This is a genomic window from uncultured Aggregatibacter sp. (assembly GCF_938046485.1).
GTDB lineage: Bacteria > Pseudomonadota > Gammaproteobacteria > Enterobacterales > Pasteurellaceae > Aggregatibacter.
This window is the reverse complement of sequence record NZ_CALIWN010000032.1, coordinates 25637-38208: the sequence shown is the minus strand read 5'-3', so window position 1 is coordinate 38208 and position 12572 is coordinate 25637. Positions and strand designations below refer to the sequence as shown.

The 12572-nt window shown below is 45.1% G+C and carries 13 protein-coding genes; 8 read left to right on the top strand and 5 right to left on the bottom strand.

The features are described from left to right. The first annotated feature begins 146 nt into the window (after window positions 1-146). On the top strand, window positions 147-407 hold the full coding sequence (locus Q0203_RS04375) for a GrxA family glutaredoxin (protein ID WP_295975287.1): 261 nt from the start codon (window positions 147-149) through the stop codon (window positions 405-407). A gap of 81 nt (window positions 408-488) precedes the next feature. On the opposite strand, the gene ndk is transcribed toward Q0203_RS04375, so the two are convergent. From ndk to Q0203_RS04355, 4 genes are all read right to left on the bottom strand, one after another. Continuing rightward, complete coding sequence (gene ndk / locus Q0203_RS04370; protein WP_297929826.1) at window positions 489-908, bottom strand: nucleoside-diphosphate kinase; 420 nt, start codon at window positions 906-908, stop codon at window positions 489-491. A gap of 11 nt (window positions 909-919) precedes the next feature. Further along, the gene (pepB, locus tag Q0203_RS04365) at window positions 920-2227 is read right to left on the bottom strand and encodes an aminopeptidase PepB (protein ID WP_297929824.1); all 1308 of its coding nucleotides are present in this window, start codon (window positions 2225-2227) and stop codon (window positions 920-922) included. A 90-nt stretch (window positions 2228-2317) separates the two neighbouring features. Then, window positions 2318-4477, bottom strand: a complete 2160-nt coding sequence (locus Q0203_RS04360; protein WP_297929822.1) for a heavy metal translocating P-type ATPase — start codon at window positions 4475-4477, stop codon at window positions 2318-2320. A gap of 236 nt (window positions 4478-4713) precedes the next feature. Continuing rightward, window positions 4714-4926, bottom strand: coding sequence for a heavy-metal-associated domain-containing protein (locus tag Q0203_RS04355; RefSeq protein WP_297929820.1), 213 nt, complete (start codon window positions 4924-4926; stop codon window positions 4714-4716). 90 nt (window positions 4927-5016) lie between these two features. On the opposite strand from Q0203_RS04355, the gene Q0203_RS04350 reads away from it, so the two are divergent. Then, window positions 5017-5403 (top strand): Cu(I)-responsive transcriptional regulator, encoded by a 387-nt coding sequence (locus Q0203_RS04350; protein WP_297929818.1) that lies wholly within the window; start codon window positions 5017-5019, stop codon window positions 5401-5403. A gap of 71 nt (window positions 5404-5474) precedes the next feature. On the opposite strand, the gene tsaA is transcribed toward Q0203_RS04350, so the two are convergent. Further along, on the bottom strand, window positions 5475-6212 hold the full coding sequence (gene tsaA, locus Q0203_RS04345; RefSeq protein ID WP_297929817.1) for a tRNA (N6-threonylcarbamoyladenosine(37)-N6)-methyltransferase TrmO: 738 nt from the start codon (window positions 6210-6212) through the stop codon (window positions 5475-5477). Between the two features lie 110 nt (window positions 6213-6322). Between tsaA and Q0203_RS04340 the strand changes: the two genes are divergently transcribed. The 6 genes from Q0203_RS04340 to znuA all read left to right on the top strand — a co-directional run bounded on the left by Q0203_RS04340 (window position 6323) and on the right by znuA (window position 12529). Then, window positions 6323-7228, top strand: coding sequence for a 1,4-dihydroxy-2-naphthoate polyprenyltransferase (locus Q0203_RS04340; RefSeq protein ID WP_297929815.1), 906 nt, complete (start codon window positions 6323-6325; stop codon window positions 7226-7228). 48 nt (window positions 7229-7276) lie between these two features. Then, the gene (rraA, locus tag Q0203_RS04335) at window positions 7277-7777 is read left to right on the top strand and encodes a ribonuclease E activity regulator RraA (protein WP_297929813.1); all 501 of its coding nucleotides are present in this window, start codon (window positions 7277-7279) and stop codon (window positions 7775-7777) included. Window positions 7778-7965: 188 nt separating this feature from the next. Beyond that, window positions 7966-9357 carry a DASS family sodium-coupled anion symporter gene (locus Q0203_RS04330; RefSeq protein WP_297929812.1) on the top strand — a complete coding sequence of 464 codons (1392 nt, stop codon included), beginning with the start codon at window positions 7966-7968 and terminating at the stop codon, window positions 9355-9357. Between the two features lie 145 nt (window positions 9358-9502). Next, window positions 9503-10621: a murein transglycosylase A gene (gene mltA / locus Q0203_RS04325; protein WP_297929811.1), complete on the top strand. Its 1119-nt coding sequence runs from the start codon at window positions 9503-9505 to the stop codon at window positions 10619-10621. Continuing rightward, window positions 10621-11391 (top strand): tRNA cyclic N6-threonylcarbamoyladenosine(37) synthase TcdA, encoded by a 771-nt coding sequence (tcdA, locus tag Q0203_RS04320; RefSeq protein ID WP_297929810.1) that lies wholly within the window; start codon window positions 10621-10623, stop codon window positions 11389-11391. Before mltA ends, tcdA begins: the two co-directional genes overlap by 1 nt. A gap of 100 nt (window positions 11392-11491) precedes the next feature. After that, window positions 11492-12529, top strand: a complete 1038-nt coding sequence (gene znuA, locus Q0203_RS04315) for a zinc ABC transporter substrate-binding protein ZnuA (protein WP_290521804.1) — start codon at window positions 11492-11494, stop codon at window positions 12527-12529. The last annotated feature ends 43 nt before the right edge of the window (window positions 12530-12572 follow it).

The following is a 12572-nucleotide window of genomic DNA, read 5'->3' as shown; positions in this document are numbered from 1 at the left end:
AAAGCCTCAATCACATAGCAAATTAGATTCATTTACCTATTGCTAAAATTAACGGCATTCTACCTTAAACACTTGGCAAACTCTTTATTCTTTTATTCATCCGCTATAAAATCAGCGCATTTATTGACAAGACAAAAGGAAACATCATGTTTGTAACTATTTATGGTCGCCTAAGCTGCCCGTACTGCGTACGCGCCAAAGCATTAGCCGAAAAGCTAAAAAATTCATTCGCGGATTTTGATTATCGTTATATCGATATTATCGAACAGGGCATGAGCAAAGAGGATATTGCAAAAATTATCGGTAAACCGGTGCAAACCGTCCCGCAAATTTTAGTGGATGAAAAACCAATTGGAGGCTGCACTGACTTTCAAGCTTTCGTGCGTGAACGATTTGGCGTGGAATAAGTGATTTTATCCACACGGATAAAAAAACGGATTAGCCCAATAAGCTAATCCGTTTTTCTTTGGGTTGACCGCCATGCAATATTAAAAAATTTCTTCCGCGGCAAAGAAATAAGCTATCTCACGTGCCGCGCTTTCCGGGCTATCGGAACCGTGCACGGAGTTTTCCCGTTGGTTTAAGGCAAAATCACGACGAATCGTGCCTTCTGCTGCCGTTTCAGGATTGGTCGTTCCCATTAAAGTGCGGTAATCTTGCACGGCATTTTCTTTTTCTAACACGCTCACGAATACCGGCGCCGAAATCATGTATTCCACTAATGGCTCGAAAAAAGGCTTGCCTTGGTGTTCGGCGTAAAAGCCTTCTGCTTGTTCTCTGTTCAACTGAACCATTTTCGCGGCAGCAATATTGAATCCCTGTTGCTCAAAGCGTGCCAAAATCGCGCCGATTAAATGACGCTTTACGGCATCCGGTTTAATAATAGATAAGGTTCGTTGTAAGCTCATTTCACATCCTCTTACTGTTGTTTTGCTTTAGCTAATAATAAATTGGCAAGGGTTTGCACACCGATACCGGTCGCGCCGGTCGCCCATAAATCGCTTGGGGTTTTGCGATAGGTGGCGGAACAATCAATGTGTAACCAATGTTTTTGATAATTTTTAACGAAATAAGATAAAAACGCGGTTGCCGTGCTCGCACCTGCGCCCACAGGAACCGTGCCGGTATTGGCAATGTCAGCGAACGCCGTTTTAATTTGTCCGCGATGTAATTCCGCAAAAGGTAAGCGCCAAAATGGCTCTTGTTCTTGCTCGGCAGCGTGGAATAAATCGGCGACCAACTGATCATCCATGGATAACACACTGTGATAATCATTACCCACCGCCACTTTTGCCGCACCGGTTAAGGTCGCACAATCCACGATAAATTGAGGCTGTTCGGCATCTGCATCAATTAAACCATCAGCCAACACCAATCGCCCTTCGGCATCCGTATTAAGAATTTCTACGCTGACACCGTTACGATATTGGATAATGTCACCCAATTTAAAGGCGCGACTACTCACCAAGTTTTCTGCGCAGCAAAGGAATAATTTCACCCGTTGATTTAAACCACGCAAAATCGCCAAGCCTAATGCCCCCGTCAATAACGCGGCGCCACCCATATCCGTACGCATGGTGCTCATGCCATCGCTCGGTTTAATGCTGTAACCACCACTGTCAAACGTAATACCTTTACCCACTAAACAGGCCAACACCGGCGCGTCCGGATTGCCTGTCGGGTTGATATCCAACTGCAACATGGCCGGCAGATTTTGAGACCCTTTCCCCACTTGCCATAAACCATGATACCCCCGTTCCAGCAATGCTTCTCGAGAAACGATGGAAAAACTGACCGCACTTTGTTTACCGGCTTGCTCTGCCGTCTGCCCGATAAACTTCGCGGCGCGTTGGGCAAGCTCTTCCGGTGTTAAAATGGCTGCCGGCAGATTAATGATTTCACGTACGAAATCGCCACATTGAATACGGTGATTCAGTTCTTGTTGTTGCTCCGCAGATAACGTCGGAAACTGCAGTTTAAACTGCTTTTTCGCATTGTAAAAACCTTGATAAAACGCCCAACAACTTTCCAATTGCCAGCCTTCCCCGCTTAACGAAACATCAGAAATCCCCTGATTTTGTAACTTGCGTGCCGCTTTTTGTATAGAAGTGCGGTCGGAAAAATCGGTTAAATGAAGGGTCGCTTTATCTTCATTAAAACTGATGAGTGCCTTTTCCCCCCAAACCGCCGAAGCCGGTTGGTTTGAAAGCAAAACCTGCATAGACATATTTTCTCCTTTCAATATTGAGAATATAACGGCTTGTAATATAGCAGTTTTTAGCGAGATTCGTTACGTTTTTATGCTAAGCCATTGTGGTTATGTCATTTTCGCCTTTTTCAAGCGTAACGCATTGCTTAACACGGAAATCGAACTCATCGCCATCGCCGCGCCGGCAATCACCGGACTGAGCAGGCCAAATGCGGCTAGCGGAATGCCCAACACATTATAAATAAAGGCAAAAAACAAATTTTGTTTAATGTTTTTCAAGGTCGCGCGGGAAATCAATAAAGCATCCACCAACTGATTGACCGAATGCTGCATCAGGGTTGCCGATGCACTGTGTTGCGCCACATCCGCGCCATCGTGCATAGCAAAACTTACATTGGCGGCTGTGAGTGCCGGTGCGTCATTCACCCCATCCCCTACCATAGCAACCACGTTGCCATTTTCTTGGAGAAGTTTTACCGCACTTGCTTTATCTCGCGGCGACATATTACCCTGCGCATGTTGAATCCCAAGCTGATTAGCAATGTATTGCACTACGTTCGGATTATCGCCACTCATGATATACACATTGATATTATGTGCCTGCAAACGCTGGATTGCCTTTTGACTGTCCGGTTTCAAGGCGTCTGCTAAGGCAAACGCGGCAACGGGCTCATCGTTTACGGCAACTGCCACAATGCTGGCGATCTGCCACACCGGATCAAGATCAGTCGGTAACGTCAAACCGCAATAGGCAGGTTTGCCCACTTTTACCGTGCCGAGATGTTCAATCTCGCCTTGAATCCCCTGCCCCACATCTGCCTGAATATGTTGCACCGCAGGCAACGCCATATTTTTTGCCATCGCGGCTTGCACAAGGGCTTTTGCCAGCGGATGTGTCGCGCTTTGTTCAATAGCGGCCGCCAACGCATAAATTTCATCTTCAGAATAGACCGCACTTTGCGACTGCCAAAAAGCAACCACTTGCGGTTTACCTTCTGTGAGCGTGCCGGTTTTATCCAACACCACCGCATTCACATGGGCGGCTTCTTCCATAGCGGCGGCATCTTTAAACCAAATGCCCTGCTTCACAGCTTTGCCCATGCCCACCATGATCGCCGCCGGTGTCGCTAAGCCCAACGCACAAGGACAGGCGATGACCAACACGGCAACCCCATGAATCAACGCCGTGACAACATCTTGCTGAAGCCACCAGGTGAGTAAAAACGTCACCAAGGAAATGCCTATTACCGTTGGCACGAACACTGCCGCCACTTTGTCGGCAAAACGGGCGATGGGCGCTTTGCTGCCTTGCGCTTCAGAAAGGGCGTTCATCATATCGCCGAGCAACGTCTGGCTACCAAGCTGTTGCGAGCGATAAACCAAACTGCCGTCCGTCACCATCGCCCCTGCCAACACTTGGCTTCCCGATTTTTTCATTTCAGGCAGAGATTCGCCGGTTAAATGGCTCTCATCACACCAGCCTGTGCCCTCTTCCACCACGCCATCTGCTGCAATGCGCTCACCTTGGTTAGCACGTAACAGTTCGCCCACTTGGATTTGATTTAACGGCACGGTTTGCCATTCGCCGTTACGTTGCACGCGCACCTGTTTTGGTGTCAGCTGTAACAATAAACCCAGGCTGTTTAGGCTGTGTTTTTTGGTGCGTTCTTCTAAGAATTTTCCCAAACTCACAAAACCCAACACCATGACGGAGGCTTCAAAATAAATATTTGCCGAACCATGATCGTGGCTCATATGCGGCAGATAAAACAGCATAAAGACGGAATAAAAATAAATGGTGAGCGTGCCAAGGCTGACCAACACATCCATATTCGCTAACCCGCCTTTAATACTGCCCCAAGCGCTTTTGTAGAAGGGAATCGCCAAACCGAATTGCACAATCGTGGCTAACACCATTTGCCACGTCGGCGGCAACATCCAATCATGTCGTCCCAGCATCATGCCGAGCATACCGATTAAAAACGGCACGTTAATCAGCCACAATAAAATCAACCGCCACGAGAGTTTACGTTCTTGCGGCAACGCTGTCTGTTCTTGCTTTAATTGGGCGGCGAAACCGGTTTTTTGAATAATTTGGATCAGTTGTTCAACGGAAGTTTGCTTTTCATCAAAAGTGATCTGCGCTTCTTCACTGGCGAAATTCACACCCGCCTGCTGCACAAAATCTTTTTTATTCAACACTTTTTCAATCCGACTGGCGCACGACTGGCACGTCATACCATCAATTTGAATGGAGACTTTTTGCATAACATCCTCTTTTTTTATGTCCTTTCCCAGAAAAGTGCGGTGGGTTTTGGAAATATTTTTTATCATCGATATTAAAGACGGCTAGCGCAAGCGTCCACGCTTGTGCTTATTCATAATCATAGCGCACGTCACAAGACCTAGAGCGCGCGTCTCCCAACGCGTACTTACAACAAAGCAACAATCAAAAGACGGTATCAGGAGACGCCGCCATCAATTAAATACGCAATAAACAAAACTCATGCCACTTCCGCATCAAACCCGGCATCTTCCACGGCTTCTACCAACGCTGCCAGTTGCACTTTATTTTCATCAAAACTCACGACCGCTTGCGCTTTTTCCAAACTGACGTCAGCTTGCGCCACACCGTCCAATTCGCTCAATACGCGGGTTACGCTTTTCACACAACCACCACAGGTCATGCCATCAATTTTTAAGGTTACGTTTTGCATCATTTGCTCCTTTGTTAAGTTAAACCTTGCCGATTTTTGTCGGTGAGATTACTATAAACCTTAACGTTAGGTTAAGGTCAAACACTTTTTATGAATATCAGTCAAGCAGCCAAACTCACCGGCTTATCAGCCAAACAAATTCGCGATTACGAAAAACGAGGCTTACTCAAAGCCGGCACACGCACCCTTTCAGGTTATCGCTACTATGAAGAAAACGATCTCGCCCGTTTGCGTTTTATCCGCCACTCACGAGACGTGGGCTTTTCCCTGCAACAAATCGCCCAATTACTTGAATTACAAGACAACCCGCATCGCAACAGCCGTGAAGTGAAACAACTTACGGCACAACATATCGAAACCCTCAACGCGCAAATTCAGGCACTACAAAAAATGGTGGCTGAACTCCAACGCTGGCATGACAGCTGCCAAGGCAACGACTGCCCGGAATGTTCAATTTTGGCGGGGTTGAGTGAATAAGAAAGCGTGAAAAGTGCGGTGAGAATTTAAAATATTTTCTCATCAGAAATACACTTCAAAAAGTCCGCTGGTTAATCTTCCTGATGATTTACTAAGGTTTCAATTTGCACGATTTCCGCCACATCCACCGTATCCGCTTTAATCCGCCATTTCACATTCAAGTCATACAACGAAATGCCGTAAAGGCGGTCGGTGATTTTGCCTTGTTGATAGGCAGGACGGGGATCTTGTTGGATCACCTCAGTAATAAAACGTTGTAAGTGCGGTCGATTTTTGCGGTGTTTTTTGACCGCACTTTCCGCTTCTGCAGTAAATTCCACGTGCAGCAACGGTTCCGGTTCGCTTTGGGCAAAACCAGAAATCACGTCAGGTTCACTGTCCGCGTAGGCAAGATAAGGTTTGATGTCGAGAATCGGTGTGCCGTCCACTAAATCTACGGCACCGAGATGTAACAACACCTTGCCGTTTTTACATTCCACGTGGCGCAATTCGACTTTGGATAAACCAAGTGGATTCGGGCGATGCGTAGAACGCGAGGCGAACACGCCAACTCGTTGATTACCGCCTAAACGTGGTGGGCGCACGGTAGGATGCCATTTGCCTTGCGGGATTTGATCAAATTGAAAAATCAGCCAAAGGTGGCTGAATTGTTCTAAACCGCGCACGGCTTCCGCTTGGTTATAGGGCGGCAACAATTCGACAATGCCTGTACCGTCCTGCACTAAATTAGGTTGACGCGGTACGGAAAACTTTTCTTTGTAAGGTGTATGAATTACCGCAATGGGCTGCAATGTGAGAGAATCGGACATATTTTCCTTAAAACAGTTAAAATCTGCAAAATAACCTTGTAGAATGGCGCCTATTTTAGCTAAAAGTGCGGTAAAAAATCGTCTTATTTTTCGTTATTCGAGTAGCCATTATGACAAAAAATACAATAAAAATGTGGATTGAAACAGCGCGTCCAAAAACCCTGCCGTTAGCCTTGGCAACCATTTTAACCGGTTCAGCGCTTGCCTATTGGGCAGGCAGTTTCCATTGGGGAATTACGGTGTTATGTTTACTCACCACGTTGTTTCTACAAATTCTCTCCAACTTCGCCAATGATTACGGTGATCATCAAAAAGGCTCCGACACGGCAGAACGTATCGGGCCATTACGTGGCATTCAACAAGGCGCCATTTCTGCTGCACAGTTGAAAAAAGGGCTTTATGTGATGATCGCCTTAAGTTTCCTTTGTGGCGCACTCTTAATCGGCATGGCTTACCAAAATATCAGTGATTTAATTGCGTTTTCCATGCTCGGCGTATTGGCCATTGTGGCAGCTATCACCTACACCGTGGGCAGCAAGCCTTACGGCTATTTGGGCTTAGGCGATATTTCCGTATTAATTTTCTTTGGGCTATTGGGCATCGGCGGAACCTATTATCTGCAAGTACATGATATCTCTGCCGTTATTTTGCTTCCTGCCATTGCCAGCGGATTACTTGCGACAGCCGTATTAAATATCAATAACTTGCGCGATATTGAACAAGATCGCACAGCAGGTAAAAACACCCTTGCCGTGCGCTTAGGTCCGCATAATGGGCGGATTTATCATTGCTTGCTGCTTTCCATTGCGGCGTTGTTTTATCTCTTGTTTGCCCTCATGAATTTGCGTCATCCGTTGAGTTTCGTCTTTTTGCTCACTTATCCGCTCTTGTTCAAACATGCTTATTTTGTTTTCTCTCATAAAGAGCCAGTGGCTTTACGCCCGATGCTGGCGCAAATGTCGCTAATTGCGTTACTGATCAATGGGCTATTTAGTTTGGGCTTGCTTCTAGGCTGAAACGGACTATACTAGCTCGCAGTATTTATCTTAAAAATAGGGTCTTTTATGTACATTGATACTTCTGAACTTTGCGATATTTATCTCGATCAAGTCGATGTTGTCGAACCTGTTTTCTCAAGTTTCGGCGGATTAAGTTCTTTTTATGGCAAAGTCACCACCGTAAAATGCTTTGAAAATAACGGGTTAATTGCTGAAATTTTAGAAGAAAACGGTGAAGGACGCGTGTTAGTCGTTGATGGCGGCGGTGCAGTACGTCGTGCATTAATTGATGCGGAACTCGCACAATTAGCGGCAGACAACCATTGGGAAGGCATCATTGTTTATGGTGCGGTTCGTCAAATTCAACAACTGGAAAATATCGACATCGGCATTCATGCGTTAGCCCCAATTCCGGTAGGTGCAGATGAAAACAACCACGGCGAAACCGATATTCCGGTCAACTTTGGTGGTGTAACTTTCTTCCCGGAAGATTATATTTATGCCGATTTAACCGGCATTATTCTGTCGCAAGAGCCGTTAGATTTAGACGATCCGGAACAAGAATAGACAGAAGCATTAAATTCTCCTCAGTGCGGTTGAAATTTTTATTATTTCAACCGCACTTTTTTTTGCGCTACTTCACAAATCCACAAAAAAGGCGTTGCTTTTTATTTATACAATGATAGTTTTCTAACATATTGTTTACATTATTAGGCAATATGTCGATCTTCTATTTTATTTAAAAGGATGAAACCATGAGCAACACAACACTAAATAAAAATGGGATCAATAAGCGCGTGATTATCTTGATTTCTGCAGTTATTCTCTTTTTTGTCTTACTCAATACACTGCCTTTTGATAAAAATGCCAATGGTGGGTTGGCATTATTGGCTTTGGTTGCCATTTTGTGGTTAACGGAAGCCTTACACGTCACGATCACGGCGTTAATTGTTCCGCTCCTTGCCATTTTCTTAGGATTAGTCAAAACCAGTACGGCACTAGCTACCTTTGCCGATCCAAATATTTTTCTATTCTTCGGAGGCTTTGCTTTAGCCACCGCACTTCACATTCAACAGTTAGATAAAATGATCGCCAACAAAATTATGGCGTTGGCAAAAGGCAATTTATTTGTTGCGGTCATGTATTTATTCTCCGTTACCGCCTTTTTGTCCATGTGGGTCAGTAACACAGCAACAGCGGCAATGATGTTACCCCTTGCCATGGGCGTACTCAGCCGTTTAGATCGTAATTCAGAACATAACACCTATGTGTTCGTGCTGTTAGGGATTGCGTATAGCGCCAGTATCGGTGGTATGGGAACCTTAGTGGGAAGCCCGCCAAACAACATCGTTGCAACACAATTACACCTCACCTTTGCTGATTGGTTATGGTATGGCTTGCCGATTATGTTAATTCTTATGCCACTGATGATTGGCACGCTTTATATTGTTTTCAAGCCAAAACTCAATATTCGTTTTGACCAACAATTTGAAGCGATTCCAATGAATAAACAACGTTGGGTTACCTTAGCGATTTTCGTCTTTATTGCATTGAGCTGGGTTTTCAGTAGCCAAATCAACCCGATTCTTGCAGGTGCATTAGGATTAGAGGGGAAAATTGCCAGCTTCGATAGCGTTATTGCTTTATCTGCCGCCGTTATCCTTTGTGTTGCCGGCGTAACAAACTGGAAGCAAATTCAAGACAACACCGATTGGGGCGTATTAATGCTCTTCGGTGGCGGCTTAACCTTAAGTGCGGTATTAAAAAATTCCGGTGCAAGCAAAATCTTGGCTGATGGAATCGTATTCCTGATTGAAGGTGGTCACTTCTATCTCATCGGTTTATTGGTTGCTGCGTTCATTATTTTTTTAACGGAATTCACCTCCAATACTGCCAGTGCGGCGTTGTTAGTGCCGATTTTCATTTCTATCGCACAATCTCTTGGTATGCCGGAAATCGGTTTAGCCTTAATCATCGGGTTAGGGGCTTCCTGTGCCTTCATGTTGCCGGTGGCAACACCGCCGAATGCCATTGTGTTCGGTACCGGTGAAGTGAAACAAAGTGAAATGGTCAGAGCCGGTATTCTTTTAAATATCGTGTGTATCTTGGTTATCGCAACCTTCGGTTACCTCTTCTGGTTGCAATAGTAAAAGGACACTTTATCGCATACGCACGTCTATTTTATCGGAAAAAATGACCGCACTTTATGCGCTTGGATGTTCCCCGTGTTCATCCAAGCGAAATTAGGGTAGAATTCGGCCTTTATTTTTCGTTTATTCTAGGATGTTGTGTATGCGATTGAATCAATCTTCTCTTTATAAACTTCTAGCGCTTTCCGTGGCGGTGATATTAGCCGGGTGTTCACCAACGGAACATCAAAATACTTCAAAACGCAGCGCTCAATCAACGAGCACGGATATTGATCCGCAAAAATTCGGCGCGATATACAAAGGACGGACCTATCAGCAAGCAATCTTTAGCCCGGTGTCTCGTGTGGAAAATCAAAGTGCGGTGGTAAATCAAGGCGATTTTTTAACCCAACTTTCCAATGTGAATACGTACTCCGGCAAACTGAGCCGCAATTTTGCGCCGACCTATGAAAAAATCACTGCGTGGGTATTAGCCGGTGCCAATGTGAGCAAACTTACTGATTTCGGCATTAATCCACAAGTGATGAAAGGCTTTGACGGCTATCAAAACGTGTTAATGACGGGCTATTATTCCCCGGTGATTCACGCTCGCCGCACACCGCAAGGCAAATATAACCAACCGATTTATGCGCTTCCGTCACAAAAACGTTTTTCCCGCGCTGAAATTTATGCCGGCGCATTGAAGGGCAAAGGATTAGAACTGGCGTATAGTGATTCCATGATCGATAACTTCCTGCTTGGCGTACAGGGCAGTGGTTACGTCGATTTTGGTGATGGCAATTTGAATTATTTTGCGTATGCCGGCCAAAATGGTTACCCGTACGCTGCCGTGGGACGTTTGTTGGTGGAAGACGGTGAGATTCCGAAAGAAAAAATGTCTATTCAGGCGATTCGTGATTGGGCGAATGCAAATCCATCTCGGGTTCAAGGTTTGCTTGAACGCAATCCGTCTTATGTCTTCTTTAAAAATGATCCGAATGGCAAAGTGAAAGGCGCAGCAGGCGTTCCGTTAGTGCCAATGGCTTCGGTGGCTTCTGACCGTGGTGTGATTCCGTTGGGGAGCGTCTTGTTAGTCGAAGTGCCACAAATTGATAATGAGGGTAATTGGACGGGCGAACATAAACTGCATTTGATGGTGGCATTAGATGTAGGCGGTGCGGTGAACGGACACCATTTCGATTTATATCGTGGCATCGGCGATCAGGCGGGGCATATTGCCGGCTTGTCAAAACATTATGGTCGCGTTTGGGTGTTACGCTAATGGCACGCGTGGATAATTACGAACAACGTTTCGGCGGTATTGGTCGTTTATATGGCACCGAGGCTTTAGCCCGTTTACGCCAAGCGCATATTTGTGTTATTGGCATTGGCGGTGTGGGTTCTTGGGCAGTGGAAGCGCTCGCTCGGTCAGGCGTGGGAAAAATCACGATGATTGATATGGATGATATTTGTGTCACGAATATCAATCGCCAAATTCATGCCTTGACAGGCAATATCGGTCAGCTCAAAACAGAGGTCATGCAACAACGGGTGAAATTGATTAACCCCGAATGCGATGTCAATGTGATTGATGATTTTATTTCTGCGGAGAATTTATCCCAATATCTTCGTGCTGAGTATGATTATGTCATTGATGCCATTGATAATGTGAAAACGAAAGCGACGTTAATTGCCTACTGTAAACGCCATAAAATCAACATTATCACCGTGGGTGGCGCCGGTGGGCAAACGGATCCAAGCCAAATTCAAATTACCGATTTAAGTCGTACCATTCAAGACCCGCTGTTAGCGAAAGTGCGGTCGGTTTTACGCAAGGATTACCATTTCACGCAAAATCCAAAACGTAAATTTTCCATCGAGGCGGTCTTTTCTACCCAACCACTGATTTTCCCTCAAATGGGGGAAAACTGCTCTACGTCCGCCACCATGAATTGCGCCAATGGGTTTGGCGCGGCAACGATGATTACGGCGACGTTTGGATTTTTTGCGGTTTCTCGTGTCATTGATAAGTTATTACAGAAAAAAGACTGACTTATTTTTTTTCATAAAAAAAGATAGTCATCCAAATAAAAAAAGAGTAACCTAATCGCGTTTTATTCAACTTATCTGTCCCATTATAAAAGGAAATACAATGACTCAATTCGTACAAGGTTTGAAAAAAACGGCGATTGCCACAGCGATTCTTTCTTTCTCCGCCGTAGCTTCTGCAACTATCGTAACTTCTGTTAAACCCTTAGGTTTTATCGCCTCCTCTATTGCCGATGGTATCACCGACACGGAAGTGTTAGTCCCAGCCGGTGCGTCACCACATGATTACAGCTTAAAACCCTCTGATGTGCAAAAACTCAAATCTGCCGAAATGGTCGTTTGGATCGGCGAAGATGTGGATGCCTTTTTAGATAAATCCATTGATGATCTTGACTATAAAAAAGTCTTAACCATCAAAGACATTGCTGCCATTGAACCGTTTTTATTAAAAGGCGAACATCATCACCATCATCATGGCGAAGGCGAAGCCCATGAGGATCATGATCATGCCCACGAAGGACATCACCACGATCACGAGAAACATGAGCATAAACACGAAGAACAGGAACACAAACATGAACATGCCGGACATGAACATCATCATGATCACGATCATGAAGACTTAGGCGTAAATTGGCACGTTTGGTACTCTCCGGACATCAGTAAATCCGTTGCGCAACGCATTGCGGCAAAACTGATCAAACAATATCCGGAGAAAAAAGAACAGATTGAAAAAAACGTGGCGGAGTTTAACCGCACTTTAGATGAGCAAAGCGCGAAAATCAAAACACAATTGGAAAGCGTAAAAGATAAAGGTTTCTATGTGTTCCACGATGCTTACGGTTATTTCAACCAAGCCTATGGTTTAAATCAAACCGGTTATTTCACCATTAATCCATTGGTGGCACCGGGTGCAAAAACCTTGGCAAAAATTAAAGAAGAAATTGCCGAACACAAAGTCAACTGCTTATTTGCTGAACCACAGTTCACGCCAAAAGTCATTGAAAGTTTAAGCAAAGGGACACAAGTAAATGTCGGTCGTCTTGATCCAATGGGCGATGCCGTTAAACTGGGCGTTAATTCTTATGCCGCGTTCCTTCAATTTACCGCAGATAGCTATGCACAATGCTTAGCAAAATAATGCGTACTTTTCTTAACTAAACGGATGCTGCCCTCACATGGTA

Bases quoted from the DNA above. Each gene is read 5' to 3' on its own strand.
- Q0203_RS04360 (WP_297929822.1), bottom strand. From the start codon at position 4,477: ATGCAAAAAGTCTCCATTCAAATTGATGGTATGACGTGCCAGTCGTGC.
- pepB (WP_297929824.1), bottom strand. From the start codon at position 2,227: ATGTCTATGCAGGTTTTGCTTTCAAACCAACCGGCTTCGGCGGTTTGG.
- ndk (WP_297929826.1), bottom strand. From the start codon at position 908: ATGAGCTTACAACGAACCTTATCTATTATTAAACCGGATGCCGTAAAG.
- tcdA (WP_297929810.1), top strand. From the start codon at position 10,621: ATGGCACGCGTGGATAATTACGAACAACGTTTCGGCGGTATTGGTCGT.
- Q0203_RS04330 (WP_297929812.1), top strand. From the start codon at position 7,966: ATGAGCAACACAACACTAAATAAAAATGGGATCAATAAGCGCGTGATT.
- rraA (WP_297929813.1), top strand. From the start codon at position 7,277: ATGTACATTGATACTTCTGAACTTTGCGATATTTATCTCGATCAAGTC.
- Q0203_RS04355 (WP_297929820.1), bottom strand. From the start codon at position 4,926: ATGCAAAACGTAACCTTAAAAATTGATGGCATGACCTGTGGTGGTTGT.
- mltA (WP_297929811.1), top strand. From the start codon at position 9,503: ATGCGATTGAATCAATCTTCTCTTTATAAACTTCTAGCGCTTTCCGTG.
- Q0203_RS04350 (WP_297929818.1), top strand. From the start codon at position 5,017: ATGAATATCAGTCAAGCAGCCAAACTCACCGGCTTATCAGCCAAACAA.
- tsaA (WP_297929817.1), bottom strand. From the start codon at position 6,212: ATGTCCGATTCTCTCACATTGCAGCCCATTGCGGTAATTCATACACCT.
- Q0203_RS04340 (WP_297929815.1), top strand. From the start codon at position 6,323: ATGACAAAAAATACAATAAAAATGTGGATTGAAACAGCGCGTCCAAAA.
- znuA (WP_290521804.1), top strand. From the start codon at position 11,492: ATGACTCAATTCGTACAAGGTTTGAAAAAAACGGCGATTGCCACAGCG.
- Q0203_RS04375 (WP_295975287.1), top strand. From the start codon at position 147: ATGTTTGTAACTATTTATGGTCGCCTAAGCTGCCCGTACTGCGTACGC.